Origin of the sequence: Paenibacillus cremeus (genome assembly GCF_007786445.1) — a bacterium.
Taxonomy (GTDB): Bacteria; Bacillota; Bacilli; order Paenibacillales; family NBRC-103111; genus Paenibacillus_G; species Paenibacillus_G cremeus.
In genome coordinates, this window is sequence record NZ_VNJI01000007.1 from 150,120 (window position 1) to 172,614 (window position 22,495).

Sequence of the window (22,495 nt, forward strand, 5' to 3'; positions counted from 1 at the left end):
TGCCTGTGACTATGGTCGACTGTGTGAATGCATTAAGTAGTTATCCGTTGATGAGTGGGTTATATCTTGGTGTTAACGGAATGAATAAGCTGACGAGCAATCTCCTGCTGCGGTAGTACATGGGTAACACATTTCAACTCTACGGCAGCTCTAGGCATCCCGTAGACAATGCAGGTTTCTTCCGACTCAGCAATGGTCGTTAAAGCACCGGCCTGTTTCAATGCTAGCATGCCTTTCGCACCATCCGAGCCCATTCCTGTCATTAGCACGATGTGCCGCTTTAATTCTTTTAATGGAAGCAGCGACTCAAACATGACATCGACGGAAGGCCTATGGCCGGCGCGCGGATCCTCCTGGGACAAATGCACTTTATACGAGCTCGTACCATTACGTGCAATGGTCATGTGATAGCCGCCAGGTGCTACATAGGCCATCCCACTTTCGAGTACCATCCCGTTTTCCGCTTCCACTACATGCAGCCCCGAAATCGTATTTAACCGCTGCGAGAGCGACTTGGTAAAATTCGGAGGCATATGCTGAACGATAACGACCGGAGCAGGGAAGCTGCCCGGAATTCCGGAAAGCACCTCATGAAGTGCTCTTGGCCCCCCTGTCGACGTACCGATCGCAACCAAATGATCAAACGTCGTATTGGACTCCGCCTGCAATCGCTCAACCATTTTCGGCGGAACGACGGCTGGTACAGGAACCTTCTTTAAAGGTGCTGCCGGTGCAACGAATGGCTTGGGCAATTTACTCACATTGGTCCCCGCAGCGATGTGAAGCTTCTCGAGCAAAGACTCTTTAACTTTATGCAAGTCTAGTGAAATCGATCCGGAAGGCTTTCCGATAAAATCAACTGCACCAAGCTCCAACGCTTTAATCGTTTCTGAGGCGCCCTCTTGTGTCAAGCTGCTCAGCATAATAACCGGTAGCGGATTTTCCTTCATAATAATACGCAACGCTTCTAAGCCGTTCATTTCCGGCATTTCAACGTCCAAGGTCATCACATGCGGCTTCAGCCGCTTCACCATTTCTATCGCTTCTCTACCATTCTTCGCTGTACCGACTACACGAAAGCCGGTATCCTCAGATATGAGGTCGGATATGATTCGTCTCATGAAAACGGAATCGTCTACAATGAGCACGTCGATTGGCTGCATTCAGATCACTCCTCTAATTTCGCTGCGAGCAATGGACCATCATTCTGAGAAGGATCCTACTGACAGCATAATCAATTTACAGGCTAGAGGAAATACCCTACCTACTATTTCAGCATTTTTAACATCTTGTTCAAAAATCCTTTTACTGCCCCAGCTTGCGTTTCACTCGGTACTTGGTTCGCAATAAAGTTGTCCGCCAGCTCTCCAATCGACTTCGATGCATCGCTCGATGGGAACGCTATGGTAAAGGGAACTTGTTTCTTCACGGCTTTAGAGACGCTGCTATCGTCCATCACATAGCCTATAGTCGGAATGTCCAGCTGTAAAAACTGCTTCGCAACCATACTGATTTTGTCCGCCGTTTGTCGGCCCTCCCGCAAATCAGTGACTCGATTCACTACAAGCCGGAAAGGTGTGTGGTAATCCATCGAATGGACCATTTTGATGATGGCGTAAGCATCGGTTATGGATGTAGGCTCTGGCGTTGTCACGACAATGGTCTCTTGGGCGGCCAGGATGAATTTGAGCGTCTCTTTCGACAACCCTGCACCCGTGTCAAACAAAATGAAATCGACATGACCGTTAAGCTGACTGATCTGCTTCTCAAAATAATCGAGCTGTTCTTCCGTCAAGCGAATTAAATCGTTAAATCCGGAGCCGCCCGCAATGAATTGAAGATCATTGTAGCCGGTTTGGATGATTTCCCAGATCGTCTTTTCCTTCTTTAGCAGATGGTACAAATTATATTTTGGAGACATCCCCATCAAGACATCGATATTCGCAAGTCCGATATCAGCATCGAAGACGAGCACCTTAAACCCTTTCTTTTGAAGCGCTAACGCAAAGTTTAAGGTAAAGTTGGACTTGCCCACCCCGCCTTTTCCGCTGGTAACGGTAATAATTCGAGTGTTTCTGGTTTGTTCGGTGCTTTTATTTTTGATCAGATTCCGAAGTGCTTGTGCTTGATCACTCATGTTGGTTATCCTCCAGAATCAAATCGATGATCTGCTTCTCATTGAGCTCGAGAATATCATCAGGGACGTTCTGCCCATTGGCCACATAGGAGGTTTGCAGCCCAAATTCACGTATTAAATTGACAATTGGGCCAAACGAATCCGTTTCGTCCATTTTGGTAAACAGTACTTTGTCCAGCTTAAACTTACTGAAATTATTCGTAATTGCCTTCATATCTTTGTATTTCGTAGTTAAACTGAGCACCAAGAAAGTTTCACTATGCCCATTCGATTGAAGCAAGGCATTCAACTCAGAAACATACATCTCGTTACGAAAGTTTCTTCCGGCTGTATCCATAAAGATTAGGTCACAATCGCTCAATCGCTCGAACGCCTTATTCAAATCAAGCGGAGAAAACACAACCTCCAGCGGCACATTTAAAATCGTAGCATAAGTCTTTAACTGTTCCACCGCAGCGATCCGATACGTGTCGGAAGTGATAAAGCCCACCTTGCGCTGATGCTTAAGCACTTGCTCGGCGGCGAGCTTTGCTATCGTCGTTGTTTTTCCTACGCCGGTTGGACCTACGAAATGAGCAATTCGAGTATCGCGATCAATCGGTTTTCGGCCATTGGATTGCAGCAGTTCGCTCAACCGTTTTTTGACAATCTCAACTGCGAGCTCTTGGGTTACCGGAACCTCTCCGGACTCGGCTTCACTTTTAACTAAGCCCATAAGTTCCGTGATGAAATCTGCATCCACCTCTTGATTTCTTAGCCGTTGTTCCAGGTCCACTATCACGGGATCAGCAGGCGCTTGAGCATTGCTTTGCTTAGACAGCATCAGCATCAATTCTTTCATCTGCTTAATTTCATCCAGCAGCAATTCTTCTTTCTCTTTGCGCGATGATGTCTGCTCGAGCCTCTCTTTAGGTGACTGCGGCACAAAGGTATGGGTTGATGTGATTGGAGCTGGCTGTGGAGCCATCGGCCTCGGCGGGAGCACATCAGGTACGTCAGGAAAAGCCAGCGTTGGCTTTTCCTCACGAATCGAACCATAGGCAGCAGCTGCAGTCGCCTTAGCTACTTGAGGCTGAGCGGTTATCATCGGTGAAGGCTTGGTCGCAACCGCAGTTGCGGACTTCGAAGCTGATCCAACTCCTCCGCTAGGTGAAGACGAATCCGTAGCTGCGATGACTTCGATTTTTTTCTTTGCAAATAAGCCAAGGAACCCACCGGATCGAATTTCTTTTGTATTTAGGATGACAGCGTCTTTCCCCAAATCCGTACGAATTTTTTGCAGCGCATCGGGCATCGAATCCACTACATACCGCTTTACCCTCATAGATTAACAACCCCCATGCTTTGGATTTCCACGCTTGGCTCAAGTTCACTGTAAGATAAGACTGGAATATCTTGCATCGTTCGTTCCAGCAGTTGCCTTAAATACATACGGATGGTCGGGGATGTAAGAACGACTGGCTGTTGACCCGACTGAATGAGCTTCGTTACCTGTTCGCCGATCCGTGAAAAAATAACTTGTGAAGTCGTGGGGTCAAGCGCAACATAGCTGCCTTGATCCGATTGCTGAACCGACTCGGCAATTTTCTTCTCCAGCATTGGACCGACGGTGATCACTTTCAACGTATCTCCGCTCGTAGTAAACTGCTGAGTAATTTGTCTGGAGAGTGCTTGCCTCACATACTCCGTTAAAATTTCCGGGTCTTTGGTATAAGAGCCATAATCAGCTAACGTCTCTAATATAGTAACCAAATCGCGTACCGATATTTTTTCCCGGAGAAGTTTGATCAGCACCTTCTGTACATCGCCGGTATTCAACGTGTTCGGAATGAGATCGTCCACCAGGGCAGGATAACTCTCTTTGACATTTTCGATGAGCGCTCTAGTTTCTTGGCGTCCGAGCAGCTCATGAGCATGCTTCTTGATGACTTCCGTTAAATGAGTAGCAACAACGGATGGCGGATCTACAACCGTATATCCCGATAATTCTGCCCGTTCCTTCGTGGCCTCGTCAATCCAGAGCGCTGGCAGCCCGAATGCAGGTTCCAGCGTATCGATCCCGGTCACGGAATCATCATCAAATCCAGGGCTCATAGCCAAATAGTGATTCAACAGCAAATCGCCCCGCGCTACGGTATTTCCTTTAATTTTGATGACATATTCGTTAGGCCGCAGCTGGATATTGTCCCGAATACGGATCACAGGTACTACAATTCCAAGCTCCAGAGCACACTGGCGACGAATAAGAATGATTCGGTCGAGCAAATCGCCACCTTGCTGCGTATCCGCGAGTGGAATTAAGCCGTAACCGAACTCAAATTCGATCGGGTCCACCTGCAGTAAGCTAATAACACTTTCCGGACTGCGTACTTCTTCAATCTGCTGCTCTTCTTCCAGCTGTACTTCCTGCTCCTGCTTACGTGCGAGATTTTGCTGCATCTTAATGGAAGCAAAGACGAGAAGACCCGCAATCGGGAAGGTTGTTATCATATGAATCGGTGTAAAAATGCCCAGTGCCGCTATCGTTCCGGCAACGATATAAAGCAGCTTCGGATACGAAAAAATTTGCTTCGTTAAGTCGGACGCCAAGTTGCCATCCGAGGCGGCTCGAGTAACGATGATACCTGCTGCAGTAGAAATCAAAAGCGCAGGGATCTGGCTGACCAGCCCGTCACCAATCGTGAGGATGGAATACAGCTTACCTGCTTCGGTAATGGACATGCCCTTCATGGCCATTCCGATGACTAAGCCGCCCAAAATATTAATCAAAAGCATGATAATCCCGGCGATAGCATCACCTTTAACGAACTTACTCGCACCATCCATTGCGCCGTAGAAGTCGGCTTCTTTCGAAATTTTCTCCCGGCGTTCTTTTGCTTGATGCTCGTTAATAAGCCCTGCGTTCAGGTCAGCATCAATACTCATTTGTTTACCAGGCATTGCGTCGAGTGTAAACCGTGCCGCTACCTCGGCAACGCGCTCAGAACCTTTGGTGATTACGATAAATTGCACCAAGACTAAGATAATAAAGACAACAAATCCGACTACGATGTTGCCTTGTGCTACGAAGGAACCAAAGGTTTTGACCACATTACCGGCATCCGCGTTTGCCAAAATGTTTCTCGTTGTAGAAACGTTCAGTGCTAATCTAAACAACGTGGTAATCAAAAGCAAGGATGGGAAAATCGAAAATTGCAGTGCGTCCTGCGTATTCATGCCAATCAAAATGATCATCAGCGCAATGGATATATTGATAATCAAAAGGACATCCAGCAACCAAATCGGCAGCGGTACCACCATCATAAGCACGATACCGATGACACCGATCAGCACGACAAGATCTCTAGGTTTCATTGCTGATGCCCTCCTCTCCGTCCGTTAATTCGCCTTGCCTTTAACTTTGTACACATATGCTAATACCTCGGCCACGGCCTGAAACATATCAGCCGGTATCGACTGTCCGATTTCCACTTGCGCATACAGCGCTCTGGCCAGCGGTTTGTTTTCCATCGTCATTATTCCGTTATCTTGAGCCACTTGCCGAATTTTCAGCGCGATATAATCCGTCCCTTTGGCAATGACCGTAGGCGCCTGCATCTTGCTTGAATCATATTGAATCGCAACCGCAAAGTGCGTCGGGTTCGTTATGACCACATCTGCTTTTGGCACATCCTGCATCATTCGCTGCAGAGCCATCCGACGCTGCTTCTCACGGATCTTGCCCTTAATGTGAGGATCACCTTCGGTTTTCTTGTACTCATCTTTAATGTCTTGCTTGGACATTTTCAAGCTTTTTTCATGCTCATATCGCTGGTACAAATAATCGAAGACAGCCATGGCGATCAATATTCCACCGATCTTGATTCCGAGCTGCAGCGTTACCGACGCGGCGTACGATATAACATCCTCCAGCGGCAATCTTGCCAGCTGCATTATATGGTCTTTCTCGCCAGATAAGGTGATATAAACCACAATTCCGATGACCGTCATCTTCAGAATGGATTTCAAAAAATCAACGGCCGCTCGTACTGAAAATAACTTTTTCGCGCCTTCCAGCGGGTTTATCTTACTGAATTTCATCATCAATGGATCACCGGTAAACAAGAATCCGATTTGCAAGTAATTCCCCAGTACCGCGATGACGATCGAAACCAAGAAGATAGGACCTAAAATTAGCATGACTTGAATGGCTACCTTCTCAAAAAGCACCGATACATTTTCAATCGAGATATTCAAGTTCAAGAAGTCATTCAAGATCGATTTAAACAAGGAAATCAACTTTTCCTTCATAAAGCCGCCAAACATGTAAAACGATAAAAACGAGAAGAATAAAATGAATGCGGCCGGCAGCTCCATACTTTTGGCTACCTGCCCTTTTGTTCTGGCTTCTTGCCTTTTCTTCGGTGTCGCGGATTCCGTTTTCTCCTGAGAGAACAACTGCAAATCCAATTTTAAGCGAAAAGGCACCACAGCCTATTCCTCCGTTCTATGCCTTGAACAATCCGAAAAACTTTCCAAGCGCATCCATCATGGAAGCAAATAAGTCTTTAAAAATCAGCTCATAGCCTGGGAATAACAGCAGCAAGAGCACAAAGCCCAGAATCACTTTGATCGGAAGACCGATCACAAAGATGTTAAATTGCGGTGCAACCCTTGCCAACAAACCGAGCCCTAAATCGGTCAAGAACAAGGCAACGACAATCGGCGCCGCCATCTGGAAACTGACATAAAACACACTGGAAAACGTTTTGATAATAAAATCCCAGATCTGGCCGTTGTTATTTTTCACGAAGAAGTCATTGTTCAGCGGAATCCACTCATAGCTTCGCATGATGCCTTCCAGCAAATAGTGATGGCCGTTAAAGGTTAGAAACAGCAGCATCGCAATAATGTATTTCAGATTCCCCAGGACCGGGCTTGAAGCGCCAGTCATCGGGTCAATCACGTTCGCAATACCGAACCCCATCTGAATATCAATGAAGCCGCCGGCAATTTGAACCACTGTGAAAAATAAATTGGCGATGAACCCCAGACAAAGGCCGACTAAAATCTCACGAATAATCGATAAGATATAAAACGAATCCATTTCTACCGGTGCCGCCGTTCCAATTGCAAAAAAGGCGATAAAAGCAACAAAAAAAGCTAACCCAATCTTCATCTGAGCCGGCACATTCTGTGCAGAAAATACCGGGGAGATAATAAAAAACGAACCAATTCGACAAAAACAAAGCAGGAAGCCAGGAAAATATTGCAGTAGCGACTCCATTTACTCCCAACCTATCCCACGTATTTGTACAGGTTATTCATCAGATTATAGGTGAAATCCACCAGCGTCGTTAAGATCCATGGACCGAACACCAGAATGGATAGCATAACAATCACAATTTTCGGTACAAACGCAAGGGTTTGCTCCTGTATTTGCGTAGTCGCTTGAAAGATGCTGATGATTAAGCCTACGACGAGAGCCAGCACCATCATCGGCGCGCTTGCCTTCAGTGTCGTATAAACCGCCTCGCCAGCCAAACGAATAATAAATTCAGAACTCAAGATGTCTCCTCCTGACGGTCCATCTAAGTGTTGTAGCTAAGCAAGAGCGACCGTACGACCAAATACCATCCGTCAACCAGGATAAACAATAAAATTTTAAACGGCAGCGAGATCATTACCGGTGGAAGCATCATCATCCCCATGGCCATCAACGTACTTGCCACGACCATGTCAATAACAAGAAACGGGATAAAGATGATAAAGCCCATTTGAAACGCCGTTTTCAGCTCGCTGATCGCGTATGCCGGCACTAAAGATGTCAAAGGCGTGTCCTCCACCCCACTCGGCGGTGCTGCTTTGGAGTAGTCCAGGAACAGCTTCAAATCCTTCTGCCGCGTATGCGAGAACATGAATTTTTTCATCGATATCGATGCTTTATCCAATGCTTCAGTTTGACTCACTTGCCCCTTCAAATAGGGCTGCAATGCCGTCTCGTTAATGTCACCAAACGTAGGTGCCATGATGAAGAAGGTCAGAAACAAAGCGAGTCCGATTAACACTTGGTTGGGCGGCATTTGCTGTGTACCAAGGGAGGTTCTTACAAAGCCAAGCACAATTACAATTCTGGTAAAGCTGGTCATCAACACTAGAATGGATGGCGCTATACTTAACACGGTAATCAGCAATAGGATGGATACCGTGCTAGAAGCACCGCCCGGACTCGTTGAATTCCCGATATCGATATTGATGCCTGGAATCGGGTCAGCCGCATATACACCGTGACCGACAAGCATCTGTGACATAAAGACGATGGTTAGGACAAGCAGTACTCGGATGCCAAATTTCATGTTCTATCATTCAACCGATCTTGATTTTTATCATCTTTCAACATCTGTTCCATGACTTCTTGACGGCCCTTCATCCGCTGCATCTTATTCTGAAACACCTCTTGAAACGAAGCCGTCATTTCGATCTCCTCTTCTGTCTCAGGTTTTTTCCCAAACTTTTTGAGCCAGTCGCCAATCGACTCGAGCGACGGACCATTAAAAGCAGCTCCAGCGGACATCATTTCCGTTAAAGTCTCCACCTCAGACTCATCCTCGATCTTCTCAAGCAATTGAATGTTGTCGCCAACTCCAACGATGTAGAGGGACTTGCCAATCACTACGACTTGAATCGATTTGTTTTGACCAAGTGGCAGTCCGCCCAAGGAGCGAAGAGCACGGCCAGTCAAGAACGCGTTTTTTTTCGAAATGACCTTAACAATCACGAAGAATATTCCGATAATAAGAAGGAGAAAAAAGATGACCTGTACGATCATTACAAAAGTATTTGCAGGGCTGCCCCCCGTAAGCTTATCCGGCGATTCCATGAAACCAGAGCCCGGAGTATTCGTCCCCGTTTCCCCGAAACAAACAGCAGCAGCGAACACTGCTGTTTGTATCCACATGATGAGAACGGCCGCCGACAGCTTGGCTGCGAGTCTTTTCAAGGTTCACATTCCTTTCAGGCTGTGTCTCTCTTAGGAGCGAAGCTTCCAACTAACCCAATGTCTTCTTGATCGCTTCGATTACACGATCCGCTTGGAACGGCTTCACGATAAAGTCTTTTGCACCCGCTTGAATCGCATCGATAACCATAGCTTGCTGTCCCATCGCGGAACACATGATGACTTTGGCATTCCCATCGATTTTCTTAATTTCTTTCAATGCTTGAATTCCATCCATCTCCGGCATGGTAATATCCATGGTGATCAGGTCAGGACGCAGTTCTTTGAATTTTTCAATCGCTTGCGCGCCGTCATTCGCCTCGCCGCAAACCTCATATCCATTTTTCGTCAAGATGTCACGAATCATCATTCTCATAAAAGCTGCATCGTCTACAATTAAAATCCGGTTTGCCATGGGTATACAGTCCTCCTAAGCAATGTGCTTAATCATTATTGTAGTTTTTGAATTCGGTCCCACTGATTTACGATATCTGTGACCCTCACGCCGAAGTTTTCGTCAATAACGACAACTTCTCCTTTGGCGATTAGTTTGTTGTTAACAAGAATGTCAACAGGTTCACCGGCCAGCTTATCCAATTCAATGATGGAACCTTGAGAAAGCTCAAGAATATCTTTAATCACTTTGTGTGTACGTCCCAGCTCTACGGTAACCTTCAATGGGATATCAAGCAGCAAATTCAGATTCGTATCCTCTGGTGGAGTCAATTGCGGCGGTGTGAAGTTTGTGAATTGCGCGGACTGCACATTCACGTTCCTAGCCATTTGCTCCCCATACTGCTGCGGCTGTACCGGTTGTGGCGGATATGGCGCGTGCGGCGGATACATCATCGGTTGCTGATACATAGGCTGCTGGTACATCGGTTGTTGATACATAGGCTGCTGGTACTCCGGTTGCATCGGCGGTTGCTGATACATCGGTTGCTGCGGAGCAGGCTGCATCGGCGGTTGAATCGGATGATCCTGGGCCGGTCTGACCTGTGCCTGAGGCTCCGGTGCATAAGTAGCAGCCGGTGCAGTTTGAGATGCTGCAGCTACCTCTTCACTCTCTCCTCCTCCCATCAGAATCGATACCATATCTTTTGCGAAGCTAACCGGCAAAAGCTGCATGATGGTCGAATCGATTAAATCCCCGATTGTTAGACGAAAAGAGATTTTTATAAATACTTCTTCTGGAGGGAGTGTCGAAGTTCCTTCTCCTTCCGACAAATTTAATATGTCGATTCCTGGAGGAGAGATATTGACAAAGCGATTAAAAATGGTTGACATCGACGTTGCGGAAGAGCCCATCATCTGGTTCATGGCTTCCTGCACGGCACTGACATGGATCTCGGAAAGCTCTGTTTCCTGGCCTGTCCCATCTCCGCCCATCATCAGGTCGGCGATCACTTGCGCATCCCGTGTTTTGATGACCAATAAATTAATGCCATGAAACCCGTCGACATAATTCACATGAACCGCGACATGCGGCTTAGGAAATTCCTCCACCAGCTCCGAACGGGCAATCACAGATACTTTCGGTGTCGTAATATCGACTTTTTTCCCTAACAGGGTCGACAAAGCCGTTGCCGCGCTGCCGAATGTAATATTGCCAATTTCACCCAGCGCATCTTGTTCGAGAGAGGATAAGTAATCTTCCACATGAGGAGTGAACCCGTAACTCGAAGAGCTGCTGTCGGAAGACTGCCTCAACAAGGCATCGATCTCTTCTTGTGACAAATAATCCTTATTATTCGTCATTTTCTTCAACTCCTTCATTGACGATCTCGCTAATTTGTATTGCCAGCTTTCCTCTAGTTGTCCCCGGACTGGCGTAAAACTTCAACTTCTCGCCAATGCGGATATCCAGCGGCTGTTCCACTGATTTGTTAAGGGTAACCACATCTCCGACATTGAGATTCAAGAATTCACGAACGGAGATTTGGGATGATCCAAGCTCGGCGATTATAGGAAGTTTGGCTTTATGCAGCCTGGATTGTAAGGCCGTCATTTCTTCTGGCGCGCTTGTTTTCTTCTGGGAAACAAACCAATGATGCACGGAAAGCCTTGGCATGATCGGTTCAATGACCACATGTGGTATACAGAGGTTGATCATCCCGGTTGTGTCCCCGATCTTGGTGCTAAGTGAGATCAGAGCTATGGTTTCGTTCGGAGATACGATCTGCATAAATTGCGGATTGGTCTCCAGGGCCTCTAGCCGCGGCGATAAATCCACAACGGTCTTCCAGGCTTCCTGCAAGCTTTCGAAGGTGCGGCTGAAAATTCGCTCCATCACAATCGTTTCGATCTCGGTCAAGGCATTGATCTTCGTTGGAGATGTGCCTGCTCCACCAAGCAATCGATCCAGCATGGCAAATGCTACGTTCGGATGCACCTCAAGTACCATTCGACCTTCCAATGGCTCTGCTTCAAATATATTCAGGATCGTCATTTTAGGGATGGATCGGATGAATTCGTCATATGGCAGCTGTTCGACTTGAACAACGTTAATCTGCACAAACGTTCGAAGCTGAGCTGAGAAATAAGTTGTCAGGTACCTTGCAAAGTTTTCATGAATACGGGTTAAGCTTCGAATGTGATCCTTGGAAAAACGAACGGCCCGTTTAAAATCATAGGCCCGCACCTTTTTCTGCGTTTCTTCCTTCTTGAGCTCTTCCGCATCCATCTCGCCCGAGGACAGCGCCGCCAGCAACGCGTCTATCTCGTTCTGTGAGAGTACATCAACCATTAGCGTCACCTCCTTTTAAGCAATCTTGTGCCTGTCTCAACCTATTGAATTACGATATCCGTAATTAAGATTTGATTCAGCTTTCCTTCATGAAGCAATGGATTCATTTTATTCATAAGGGCCGAAGTCAAATTATCAAAGCCTTTGCTACCTGTCACTTGATCTGGTGTCATGTCAGCGAGTGTTTGTACGATCAGTGCTTTCATTTTCGCATCCAGCTTGTCAAATTCGTCTCTAGCCTTCTTATTTTCGAGTTCAAAAGCAAGGGTCACTTTAATGAATTTGTTCCCGTTACCGGCTAAATTCGTCAAAATGTCCTTCATAATTGCCGTATTTTCTTTCACTTGGTCCGGCGTTAATTTCTTACCGGGCTTCACCTCACGCGCAGAGCTTTGCGCCATGTCTTGCGGGGATTGATTCGCTTTATCCATGTAATTCCATAGTACAAATGCTGCAGTTAAGATCAATGTAATAGCGATAAGGATGGCTACCACCATGATAAAAATTTTACTCTTAAACACCTACGACCCCTCCGAATTCAAGCTCTTTATCGTTCCGCTCACGAGACCGATCGATTGCAAGAAGCTTTGCACTTTGCCGACCACTTCCGGGACCGTTTCGAGCACCATAAACTTTTTACCGGTAATTAGCGTGATCATCGTATCGGGTGTATCCTCTATGGATTCAATCAAGAGGGCATTCACCGTGATTTCCTTCCCGTTAAGCCGTGTCAGACGAACCATCGGTATTCCTCCAAACTTGCAAGAAATGAGGGGAGGAACGAGCCTCCCCGTTTCGCTTGTTTCTATCTAGTCGTGCTTATTAACGTTTCAGGTTAACAACTTCTTGAAGCACTTCGTCAGAGGTCGTAATAATACGGGAGTTCGATTGGAAGCCGCGCTGCGCAATGATCATTTCCGTAAACTCGGACGTTAAGTCGACGTTCGACATTTCGAGCTGTCCTGAGATGATAGCTCCCGTTCCTGTGGCTGGATCATTGGCTAACGAAGCTCCGAGATCGATCGCATCAACATTGGAGTTCGGAGTCATCCGATACAGGTTACCTCCGATTTTCTCAAGACCGGAAGGATTCGTTATTTTGGCGACAGCGATGAACTGGCCCGTGTTGGTTGAGGTTCCGTCCGCACCAACAGCTACGATCTCACCCGATTGCGAGATGGAGAAAGCCGTTACCGTATCATCAAGCGTAATGGCTGTGCCACCCGTGCCCAGAACAAACATTCCATCCGAGTTCACCAATCGACGATTGGCGTCGATCGTGAAATTACCGGCACGAGTTAAGTATGGTTTTTCCGGAGCATCCGGAGTAGGCGATAAAGCGAAGAATCCGTCTCCATCGATCCGCAGGTCGGTTGGTACGTTCGTTGTCATGGCACTGCCCGGTGTATGAATGGTATCCACCGCAGCAACCGAGACGCCCAAGCCTATCTGTTTCGCATTCACCCCGCCCGCCGCATCCGTCGGAGCCGTTACGCCGGATACGGTTTGACTCAAAATATCTTTGAACATTACACGTCCTGCTTTAAAACCCACCGTGTTGACGTTCGCAATGTTGTTTCCGATCACGTCAAGCTTCGTTTGAAATCCTCTCATACCCGATACGCCTGAATATAGAGATCTTAACATGCGTGAAATGCCTCCCTAAGGTTCATGTTAGCTGCTTCAGTCGATCCACAGCTTAAGGCCTCCGGTTATGGGCCAGCCTATGTATTAAGAAATAATCATGGCACTATCAATTTGAGTGAACAGATTGTCCTTCATCGAGGCACCATCCATTGCCGTAACCACCGTTCGATTCTTGATATTAACAATCAATGCGGTGTCATTGATCAGCATCAGCGAATCTTTGGCGCCTTTCGTTGCCGCCTTGTCGATGGCCGATTGAATCTTGGCGAGCTGTTCCGGCTGAAAGCTTATGCCGCGCTGCCGTAATCGTTCTTCAGCATGATGACTAAATCGCAGCGTCTCTTTTTTGAGAATTTGATCAAACGTTCCAGCAGCCGAATTTCGTTCAGTGACCGCTCTTCTCGCTTGTGCTGGAGCTGGTGAAACGGGCGTTGGGTAAAGTTGTCCAATTGAAATTCGATCCGTCACTTTGCAGCCTCCGGATTCGAAATTTGACTGATACTATCCAGCGCTATGTCCTCCGAGCCTACTTTTACATATTGCTGGCCTGCTTTGAGAATAATGGAATCGACAATGCCCGATTTCACTGTACTTGCCCCGGTACTATCTACAGCCGTCCAAGTGACATTCTTGCCAATCAAGCCAGAAGCAATGCCCAGCGATTGACGCATCAGCTTCATCTCGGTATTCATATTGGTCAATTGTTCAACCGAAGTGAACTGCGCCATCTGGGCGATAAATTCTTTGTCTTGCAAAGGCTGTGTCGGATCCTGATTTTTCAGCTGCGTAATGAGGATCTTCAAGAATTCATCTTTACCTAAATTACTGCTGCTGGAAGTTGTACTTTGCGTGTTGGTGCTAGAGTAGTTAGGCCAAATATTTTTGGTACTGATCGCAGAGTCAGTCATGTTTTCACCCCCTACGGTAACGATTGTTATTTAAATCTCTAAGCCGTTACATCGATTGAACCATTAGCGGCAGATGAATTAGCTGCTGGCTTGTCAGGAAGCTCATCCAACGAGATCTCATCCATGGCCTCAATTCTCGCGCTTGCAGATTTTTGCTGCTTGGACGATTGTTGGGACTGCTGTTGCTGTTGTCGGCCTTCCTGGAACATGCCGGATTGAAAACCTTGGCTCTGACTTACTTCAAGCTTTTGAACTTGGATGCCTTGGCTCTGTAATGTAGTTTTTAATTGCGAAAGCTGGCTTTCGAGCATCTCTTTACCAGCCACGCTATCGGCTACAAACTGTGCAACCAATTGTCCGTTATGCATGGTCAGCTTAACATCCACTTGACCTAAGTGCTGCGGATACAAGGAAATTTTCGCTTCCGTAAATCCTTCAATCGAAGACTCCATCATGAAAGAAGAGACTACGAAATGCGCCATGTCATCGGAAAAGGTTGCTGCAGGCATTTGCAAAACCGGTGTTTTAGCGGTATGTACGGTGTTCATCTGCTTCAGAAAATCCTGTATCGGTACAGGTTGAGCACCATTATCCGTTGCTGCAACTTGATCTAGCGGTTCAAACAAAGGTGCATCATCTTGAGACAACTGCTGCTCAAGATTGAACTTGGTATGGATGTTTTTGGCTGCCAGTACCTCAAGCTTTTGGACCTTCGTTGGCACGACTTGAATCAGATCCCCTGCATCCGCTCCATTGCTATCCGACTTCACTTGGACAACGAGATCCGACTGTGGACCACGCTGCTTAGTCGCAAGCGATTTAGGCACTTCACCGGCTTGGGCTGCTGCTGTGACCAGCAATGATGGAAGATCCTTTAAGACTTGCTTCAACTCAGGGTCCTTGCTTCCATTTTGAATCATGTCCTTAAGCTGATTGAGCAGCTGAACGGCTTGATTCTGAGAGATCAAAGGTTGCTTGACGCTCGCTACCTGATCAGATTGCTCCGACGAATTCGCAGCTTGCACCGTGCTCTGAATCGGAATAAACAGCAGTGGGTTCAGTGCCGTATTAGCTGCATTAGCTGCTGCATCCGTACTGGATGCGGATTGAGCATCACTCTTCTGCTCTTGCGGCTGCGTTGGAATCGCTGTGCTCAGTAAAGCTTGAAGCTGCAAAAGCCATGCTTGCAAATCAGGATTGCTTAGCAATGCGTCCGATTTTCCCGGCTGTTGAAGCAATTGTTTCAAGGCATCGATCTGTTCGCCGGTCAGCTGAATGGTTTGCACATCTGTAGCCGGAGCACCATTTAAAAGTGGTGTCAGTAGTTGAACTAACGCTGCAATCCCAGAAAGATTCGATCCTTTGCCACCGTCTTGATTTCCGCCAGCCATCATCCCATTGAGTGCGGTAGCAAAACCAGCTTGCCCTGCAGCCGTGTTGGCATCCGTACCTGCATTCGCGTTTGCGCCTGCTTGTGAAACACTAGCAATTAGTGTTTGGGCTTGGATTTCCATTTTCTTTATTCACCTCCTTTCAAGCGTTATTGTACTAGGCGAGCCGAGATCAATGCGGCTGTTTCTTTCGATTGATCGGAAATGGCTGAAAGCACTTTAGATCGACCCGCGCTATCCATCGAGTTAAGAATCGAAATCACCTTGTCGGGATTCGTCTTTTGCAGCTCTAAAATCACAGTAGCGGCACTCTTCGGCGTCATGTTAGCAAATGTGGTACCGAGATCATCCTTACTTAGCTTGTCAGCCGCCTTTGGGTCCGGTGTAGCTGTTTGCTTCAGACGTTCTTGAAGCGCTGCGATTTCGCTGTCCTTCGCGTTGGTTTGATCCTTCAATAGAATGGAAGCGTCGGCCGCTTTTTTAGGATCCATTTTCTCCAAGATTTTGACCCGATCGTCCGTCTTCATCATCCCAAGCAGCAGCACCAGCTCTCTAGTCGTCAAATTCTCCATGATCGGGGCAGATTTGCTCGGTGTCATCTTCGCGTACATCGTAGCTAACTGTTGAATTTGATTGCTGTATTCCTCATCAGTCAGCGTTTTGGTCTTCATTTTCTCTTCGAGCGTGCTGTTTTTTACTTGCAGGTCTTTGATCGTCTGATCTCGCTGCTGAAGTGCTGCCGCCGTTTTTTTCAGCTCGGCATCCTTTTGTTCCAGCTGAGCATTTACTTGCGCCAATTTGCTGTCCGCAGACTCGGCTGTATTTTCGTCCGCATTCTGAGTCTTCGGTTTGTCTGTACCGGTATCAGCCGACTTGACCTTTGAGGCCGGAACCAAACTTTTTACAATCGGCACCTTATTCGCGGCTCGCAGCAAGCTATTCATCACATCGTAGTCAAAAATGGTAAGCAATACACCAAGCAGTACTGCGGTAAAGACTAAAGGGATGAGGAACCAGATCAGAAAACGCTCCATGGCCCCGTACGAAGGGGTTTGCTCCGTATCTGCGTTTGCCATTGCTTCATCTCACCTCCTCTGACTTGGTTCATAGGTTTAGGAAAGTCTTTTAAATCGGTTTGTCGCCATCTCGTCAAGCTGATTTTGCTCTGTTTTGAGCATCAGCAAGGTAAATTTGCGATATTCCCGTTCTTTAGCCTTGGTCCATACTTTTTCCTGCAGCATCTTCTCGGTCAAATCATCCTGTTTCTCTTGAACAACCACTTTCGCCGTCTCCAAATCCTTTTGCTTGGAATGAATGGATTGATCAATGTGATCCACATAGCTCTGCAGCAGCAATAAATTGGAAACGGTTGTCCGCTGGCCGGACGCCTTATGCAGTTCCTCCTGCATTTCAATCTTGGCATACTCCAGCTCGTTCAAATGGTTCTCTTCTTCTCTCAACGTTACCATCGCTTGCGATAACATCCACTCAGCTTGCGTCTTCTCGTTCGTTTTTAAGTCCACGATCTTTTGGAAGGAATAGCGAAATCTCATGCTCCATCTCATCCCCTATAAAATTCTCGTATTAAACGCTCATGAGCATCCGTATAGGTCAATTTCTCATTGACTCCCTGCTTGGTGAAATCCCATATCGATTGGATCGAATCGAGAGAAAGATCAATTTCTGGATTGGAGCCGCGCTGGTACGCCCCGATATTGACAAGATCCTCCGAATCTTTGTAAACAGATAGTAACCGTTTCAGATTCGATGCCGCTCTCTGCTGCTGTTCTGGGACGATTTCTTTCATTACCCGGCTGACGCTAGATAAGACGTCGATGGCAGGAAAGTGGCCGCGGTTGGCAATGTTTCGATCCAATACAATATGCCCATCCAAGATTCCTCGAACCGCGTCCGCAATCGGCTCATTCATGTCGTCTCCATCTACTAGTACTGTATAAAAAGCAGTAATCGATCCCTTAGGCCCGGTACCTGAGCGTTCCAACAGCTTAGGCAAGGTGGCAAACACCGATGGGGTGTAACCACGCGTAGCCGGCGGCTCACCCACAGCCAAACCAACTTCACGCTGAGCCATGGCAAACCGGGTGACCGAATCCATCATCATCATGACATTGAGACCCCGGTCTCTAAAATACTCAGCTATACTGGTCGCGATAAGAGCACCTTTGATACGTATTAATGCTGGCTGGTCGGAAGTAGCGACAATAACGACAGAACGGGCAAGACCTTCTGGTCCTAAATCGCGTTCGATAAAATCGAGTACTTCTCTGCCCCGTTCACCGATCAGCGCAATTACGTTCACATCAGCTGATGTGTTACGGGCAATCATTCCCATCAAGGTACTCTTACCTACACCTGAGCCTGCAAAAATACCGACACGCTGACCTTTGCCAATGGTTAGAAGCCCGTCGATACAACGGACGCCTACACTGATAGGCTCTAAAACACGAGGACGTTTCAATGGATTACTTGGCAAGTTATTGGTAGAGTAATGAGTCATGCGAGACGGTAATAAGGTTCCATCCAGCGGCTGACCGAGCCCGTCCAAAACTTTGCCGAGCAGCTCGTGACCCACTTGTACGGTCAGCGGCTTCCCAGTCCCAACTACATCGCAGCCCGGGCCAATGGATTGAAGCTCACCGAGCGGCATTAAAATAACTTTATTGTTTTTAAATCCGACAACTTCGGCCTTTAATGGCTGATTCGATTTAAACGGGTATATATAGCATACATCGCCGATACTGGCGTCCGGTCCTTCGGATTCAACGGTCAGACCGATAACTTGTGTCACCTTGCCATTGACGCGAATAGGATCCATTTGGCGCAGGTGCTCTAAATACTTAGCAGCGGATGGAGCTTGATGCATCTTTAGGCCCCCTCGTCGCTTCGTAAAGCTAACTGCTGCAATGCGCTTTTAATCTCTTTCAACTGCGTGTCGATTCTGGCATCGATACTGCCGAAGGCCGATCGGACAACACATCCTTGGTCTTGTACGGAAGCATCCGGGATAATTTGCAGCTCCGCTTGCGAATCAATGTGCAACAAAAGCTCTTCTCGTGCGTCTTGTATATAAGCGAACTGCGAGGGCGAAACGCACAGGGTCATAATCCCGGTTTCTCTTCTGCGAGACATCACTTGACCGATCAACTCGACTATCCATTGAGGTTCAAGTGTAAGCTGGCGCTGAACGATCTTCTCTGCGATCGAGCAGCTGAGCTCAATCAAGAACGGCTCCGACTCGTGAATGATTTGCTGTTTAAGTTCGTATGCTTGCTGTAATATGTGTGAAGCTTCCTGCAGCATTCCATCATATTGTTCACGAATGAGCTGCTCCACTTGGGACTTGCCTTCTTCATACCCTTGCTGGAACCCGTTGTGTTGAGACTTCTGGATAAGAGCTTCATCCTGCTGTCTTCGCTCCTGCCACCATTGATCAATCTCGACTTGAGCTTGATGTCTAATTGCTGCGGCCTCGTCCATAGCAGCACGCACTTGTTCTTCTGCAAACGATTGTGCATCTTGCAATATCTGTTCTTTCATCAGCATCAATTCAGTCAAATCTTCCTGCTGTTCTTGCTGTTCGATTCCTTCCTCCGATTGTTCTTGATGAAGAACAGTGGAAGCTGCCGGTTCTACGATCTTGGAATCTTCCAATGCAACGTACTGGAAAAACTTGATGACATTAGACAATAATATCATCTCCTCCACCGCGTGCGATGATGATTTCACCTGATTCTTCCAATCGACGAATCGTTGCTACAATGCGAGTTTGAGCTTCTTCCACATCACGCAGTCGTACAGGTCCCATATATTCCATCTCTTCACGGAAGGTTTCGGCCATACGCTTCGACATGTTTTTGAAGATGGCTTCTCGAACTTCTTCGCTCGCCACCTTTAGGGCAAGCTGGAGATCGGCGTTCTCGATATCGCGAATAATCCGTTGAATGGATCGATTGTCGATGTTGACGATATCTTCGAAGACAAACATGCGCTTCTTGATTTCTTCGGCGAGCTCCGGATCTTGAATTTCCAATGAATCCAGAATCGTGCGCTCCGTACCGCGGTCTACACCGTTCAAAATTTGGACCACAGCGGAAATACCGCCTGCATTCGTGTAATCTTGAGTAACTGTCGCAGAGAGTTTTTGCTCCAACACTCGCTCTACCTGTGAAATGACTTCCGGTGAAGTGCTGTCCATTAACGCGATTCTCTTAGCGACATCCGCCTGTTTATCCTGCGGAAGCGAGGACAGAATGATTGATGCTTGCTCCGGCTGCAAATAAGATAATACCAATGCGATCGTTTGCGAGTTCTCGTTCTGGATAAAGTTCAAAATTTGTGCCGGGTCCGCTTTGCGCGCAAAATCGAAAGGCCTTACCTGCAGCGTTGCTGTCAGTCGGTTGATAATATCCAGCGCCTTCTGGGAGCCGAGCGCCTTCTCCAAAATCTCCTTCGCATAGGTAATTCCGCCTTGCGAGATGAACTCCTGCGCCAAGCAAATTTGGTGAAACTCCGCCATGATGGCGTCCTTTTCATGATTATCGACTTTTCGAACGTTGGCTATTTCCAAAGTAAGCTGTTCAATTTCTTCATCCCGCAGATGCTTGAAAATTTGAGCAGAAACTTCCGGGCCCAAGCTGATCAATAAAATTGCGGCCTTTTGTCGCCCCGTCAAAACCGGTTGCTGCATTTTAGCCAAGCGCTGCACACCTCTATTCGTCTACTAACCAAGTGCGAAGCAAATTAACGAACTCTTCCGGCTTTCTCTTCGCAAGCTGCTCCAGTTGTTTACGCACTTGATTTTCATTGTTCACATTGTCGATATCAATGGTTGGGAACTCGACCTTCGGTGCATCGTCGATCAGTTCATTCTCCGCTTCTACCGCCGCTCTGCGTCTACGCATCAACCAGTATCCGCCGCCAGCCAGAAGTGCCAGAGCTATACCACCCAATCCACCGTATAACAGCATGGTGTTGGAGCTTGTCCCTTGATTTGCAGTCGTACGAGCAAATGCATGAGGGAACACGGTAACTTTCTTCGCCAAATCATCATCAGTCAATGTTTGTTTGTTATCTGCCAATGCAGCACGAACGACGTTAACCAAAATTTGCCGAACCGCATCAATCGTCTGAGGCGTGAGCGAGTTGGGATCATTCGGATCCGGAGGCTCAATCCCTACATTGATGGTTAAATCTTTAAGCACGTAAGGCGTAAGGTCGATCTCATTCGTAATCCGGTTCACTTCACGGTTGACCGTCCGCTGCATTTCTTCGGATTTGGATTTGCCGTTATTGCTGCTTCCAGGGTAGCCCGGAACATCGGTTGCTCCTGTTCCTGGAACGCCGCCTTGCGGTGCGCTGCTGTCGCTGTTGTAATTTTTCTGGATCTCTTGAATGGAGATGTCCAGTCCCACCTGATCTACTGTATTCGGCGCTGTTACGAGCTGTTCTTTACGCTTCGTCTGATCAAAATTCATGGTAGAGAACACACTGACAATGACCTTGTCTCGACCGAGAATCGCTGCGAGCATTTGCTGCACATTCATCTGAACGTCTTTTCTGAACTGGTTGTTGAACTCCAAATTTTGTGCTGCCAATGTAGTAGCGCTGTTAATCTTGTTCTTGCCCTTGGAATACTCCAGCATATCCCCGTTCTGATCGGAAATCGTAATGTTATCAACCGGCAAATCCTTCACACTATGGGATACCAGATTGTACATCGTATCCACTTTCGCTTGATCGAGATTGTACCCTGGCTTGATGTTCAGCACGACCGATGCGGAAGCTTTCTCAGGTTCCGTACCCTTTGGCAAAAACATCGTTTCCTTCGGCAAGCTGATAAGCACTTTGGAATTGCTGATCGCCGTATTCGAGTTAATAAGCTGTTGAAGCTCCCCTTGAACGGCATTGATATACTTCACGTCAAACTCGCGATCCGTCGTGCCGAAGCTTCCACTCTTGCTAAAGTCGCCATAGCCGACATTTCCGGTTTTGTTCAGTCCTTGCGATTCAACCGCCAGCTTCACGCTAGCGACTTGGCTTCGAGGCACCCCGATGCTCTTCCCGTCATCGCTCAGTTGGTAAGGAATCTTGGCCCCATCCAAGTAGGTCTTGATCGCGGCAGCATCCGCCGGCTGCAAATTCGTATACGCTAAGGCGTACTCGGTTTTGGAAAAATTATAGCTAATAATACCAAGCGTCATTAAAACCAGTACTACAGTGGCAATGATTGTATATTTCTGAGCTTTGCTAAATTGATTCCAATATTGTTTTATCCGATTCCAATACTGGAGTAGATTCTCATTCACTGTTTCACCTCATCCAGTCGACCGATCTAGGATTGTTCTATGCGTTAGACTTGCATTCTCATGATTTCCTGATAGGCTTCAATCACTTTGTTCCGCACTTGAACCGTAAGTTCTAATCCCAGCGATGCTTTCTCGGATGCGATCATCACTTGGTGAACGTCTGAAATTTCTCCCTTGACGAATTGCTCGTTTAATTTATCTACTGAGGCTTGCTGATTGTTCAGGCTGGCAATCGCATCGTTCAAGTACGCTCCGAATTGATCGGAAACTTCAGATGCGCTCATGCTCTTCGTCGGTGCAGTCCCTGCAATTTTGGCGGCCGTCTGCAGGTTTAACTTATCGATCATCATCGTACCCCCCTGTC

General features: G+C 47.2%; 25 protein-coding genes. All 25 read right to left on the reverse strand.

Going from position 1 to position 22,495, the window contains the following annotated elements; translation table 11 throughout:
• Positions 1-59: 59 nt before the first annotated feature.
• The 25 genes from FPZ49_RS07815 to fliE all read right to left on the reverse strand — a co-directional run bounded on the left by FPZ49_RS07815 (position 60) and on the right by fliE (position 22,478).
• On the reverse strand, positions 60-1,163 hold the full coding sequence (locus FPZ49_RS07815) for a protein-glutamate methylesterase/protein-glutamine glutaminase (protein ID WP_144845250.1): 1,104 nt from the start codon (positions 1,161-1,163) through the stop codon (positions 60-62).
• A gap of 104 nt (positions 1,164-1,267) precedes the next feature.
• The gene (locus FPZ49_RS07820; RefSeq protein ID WP_144845252.1) at positions 1,268-2,137 is read right to left on the reverse strand and encodes a MinD/ParA family protein; all 870 of its coding nucleotides are present in this window, start codon (positions 2,135-2,137) and stop codon (positions 1,268-1,270) included.
• Entirely contained in the window at positions 2,130-3,461 is a 1,332-nt protein-coding gene (gene flhF, locus FPZ49_RS07825; RefSeq protein WP_144845254.1) for a flagellar biosynthesis protein FlhF, read from the reverse strand. The genes FPZ49_RS07820 and flhF overlap by 8 nt, the downstream gene beginning before the upstream one ends.
• Positions 3,458-5,491, reverse strand: a complete 2,034-nt coding sequence (flhA, locus tag FPZ49_RS07830) for a flagellar biosynthesis protein FlhA (RefSeq protein WP_144845256.1) — start codon at positions 5,489-5,491, stop codon at positions 3,458-3,460. Before flhA ends, flhF begins: the two co-directional genes overlap by 4 nt.
• Before the next feature lie 24 nt (positions 5,492-5,515).
• Positions 5,516-6,607, reverse strand: a complete 1,092-nt coding sequence (gene flhB / locus FPZ49_RS07835) for a flagellar biosynthesis protein FlhB (protein WP_144845258.1) — start codon at positions 6,605-6,607, stop codon at positions 5,516-5,518.
• Between the two features lie 16 nt (positions 6,608-6,623).
• A complete protein-coding gene (gene fliR / locus FPZ49_RS07840; RefSeq protein WP_144845260.1) occupies positions 6,624-7,403 on the reverse strand; it encodes a flagellar biosynthetic protein FliR in 780 nt (259 codons plus the stop codon).
• Positions 7,404-7,414: 11 nt separating this feature from the next.
• Positions 7,415-7,684, reverse strand: coding sequence for a flagellar biosynthesis protein FliQ (gene fliQ, locus FPZ49_RS07845; protein ID WP_144845262.1), 270 nt, complete (start codon positions 7,682-7,684; stop codon positions 7,415-7,417).
• A gap of 23 nt (positions 7,685-7,707) precedes the next feature.
• Positions 7,708-8,427 (reverse strand): flagellar type III secretion system pore protein FliP, encoded by a 720-nt coding sequence (gene fliP, locus FPZ49_RS07850; protein WP_144845336.1) that lies wholly within the window; start codon positions 8,425-8,427, stop codon positions 7,708-7,710.
• A gap of 41 nt (positions 8,428-8,468) precedes the next feature.
• On the reverse strand, positions 8,469-9,116 hold the full coding sequence (locus FPZ49_RS07855) for a flagellar biosynthetic protein FliO (protein WP_261381310.1): 648 nt from the start codon (positions 9,114-9,116) through the stop codon (positions 8,469-8,471).
• Positions 9,117-9,165: 49 nt separating this feature from the next.
• Positions 9,166-9,528 carry a response regulator gene (locus FPZ49_RS07860; RefSeq protein ID WP_144845264.1) on the reverse strand — a complete coding sequence of 121 codons (363 nt, stop codon included), beginning with the start codon at positions 9,526-9,528 and terminating at the stop codon, positions 9,166-9,168.
• A gap of 35 nt (positions 9,529-9,563) precedes the next feature.
• Positions 9,564-10,871, reverse strand: coding sequence for a flagellar motor switch phosphatase FliY (gene fliY, locus FPZ49_RS07865; RefSeq protein ID WP_144845266.1), 1,308 nt, complete (start codon positions 10,869-10,871; stop codon positions 9,564-9,566).
• Positions 10,861-11,859, reverse strand: a complete 999-nt coding sequence (fliM, locus tag FPZ49_RS07870) for a flagellar motor switch protein FliM (protein WP_144845268.1) — start codon at positions 11,857-11,859, stop codon at positions 10,861-10,863. The genes fliY and fliM overlap by 11 nt, the downstream gene beginning before the upstream one ends.
• A 41-nt stretch (positions 11,860-11,900) precedes the next feature.
• Entirely contained in the window at positions 11,901-12,380 is a 480-nt protein-coding gene (locus FPZ49_RS07875) for a flagellar basal body-associated FliL family protein (RefSeq protein ID WP_144845270.1), read from the reverse strand.
• Positions 12,381-12,602 (reverse strand): flagellar FlbD family protein, encoded by a 222-nt coding sequence (locus tag FPZ49_RS07880; RefSeq protein WP_144845272.1) that lies wholly within the window; start codon positions 12,600-12,602, stop codon positions 12,381-12,383.
• 79 nt (positions 12,603-12,681) lie between these two features.
• Positions 12,682-13,506 (reverse strand): flagellar basal body rod protein FlgG, encoded by an 825-nt coding sequence (flgG, locus tag FPZ49_RS07885; RefSeq protein ID WP_144845274.1) that lies wholly within the window; start codon positions 13,504-13,506, stop codon positions 12,682-12,684.
• Between the two features lie 84 nt (positions 13,507-13,590).
• Positions 13,591-13,974, reverse strand: coding sequence for a TIGR02530 family flagellar biosynthesis protein (locus FPZ49_RS07890; RefSeq protein ID WP_144845276.1), 384 nt, complete (start codon positions 13,972-13,974; stop codon positions 13,591-13,593).
• On the reverse strand, positions 13,971-14,414 hold the full coding sequence (gene flgD / locus FPZ49_RS07895) for a flagellar hook assembly protein FlgD (protein ID WP_144845278.1): 444 nt from the start codon (positions 14,412-14,414) through the stop codon (positions 13,971-13,973). The genes FPZ49_RS07890 and flgD overlap by 4 nt, the downstream gene beginning before the upstream one ends.
• A gap of 38 nt (positions 14,415-14,452) precedes the next feature.
• Entirely contained in the window at positions 14,453-15,928 is a 1,476-nt protein-coding gene (locus FPZ49_RS07900) for a flagellar hook-length control protein FliK (RefSeq protein ID WP_144845280.1), read from the reverse strand.
• 26 nt (positions 15,929-15,954) lie between these two features.
• A complete protein-coding gene (locus tag FPZ49_RS07905; protein ID WP_144845282.1) occupies positions 15,955-16,881 on the reverse strand; it encodes a MotE family protein in 927 nt (308 codons plus the stop codon).
• Between the two features lie 36 nt (positions 16,882-16,917).
• A complete protein-coding gene (gene fliJ, locus FPZ49_RS07910; RefSeq protein WP_144845284.1) occupies positions 16,918-17,358 on the reverse strand; it encodes a flagellar export protein FliJ in 441 nt (146 codons plus the stop codon).
• A gap of 8 nt (positions 17,359-17,366) precedes the next feature.
• On the reverse strand, positions 17,367-18,689 hold the full coding sequence (gene fliI / locus FPZ49_RS07915; protein ID WP_144845286.1) for a flagellar protein export ATPase FliI: 1,323 nt from the start codon (positions 18,687-18,689) through the stop codon (positions 17,367-17,369).
• A 2-nt stretch (positions 18,690-18,691) separates the two neighbouring features.
• Positions 18,692-19,513 (reverse strand): FliH/SctL family protein, encoded by an 822-nt coding sequence (locus FPZ49_RS07920; RefSeq protein ID WP_144845288.1) that lies wholly within the window; start codon positions 19,511-19,513, stop codon positions 18,692-18,694.
• Positions 19,506-20,513, reverse strand: coding sequence for a flagellar motor switch protein FliG (gene fliG / locus FPZ49_RS07925; RefSeq protein ID WP_144845340.1), 1,008 nt, complete (start codon positions 20,511-20,513; stop codon positions 19,506-19,508). Before fliG ends, FPZ49_RS07920 begins: the two co-directional genes overlap by 8 nt.
• A gap of 22 nt (positions 20,514-20,535) precedes the next feature.
• Positions 20,536-22,131 (reverse strand): flagellar basal-body MS-ring/collar protein FliF, encoded by a 1,596-nt coding sequence (gene fliF, locus FPZ49_RS07930; RefSeq protein WP_144845290.1) that lies wholly within the window; start codon positions 22,129-22,131, stop codon positions 20,536-20,538.
• 44 nt (positions 22,132-22,175) lie between these two features.
• On the reverse strand, positions 22,176-22,478 hold the full coding sequence (fliE, locus tag FPZ49_RS07935; protein ID WP_144845342.1) for a flagellar hook-basal body complex protein FliE: 303 nt from the start codon (positions 22,476-22,478) through the stop codon (positions 22,176-22,178).
• Between the last annotated feature and the right edge of the window lie 17 nt (positions 22,479-22,495).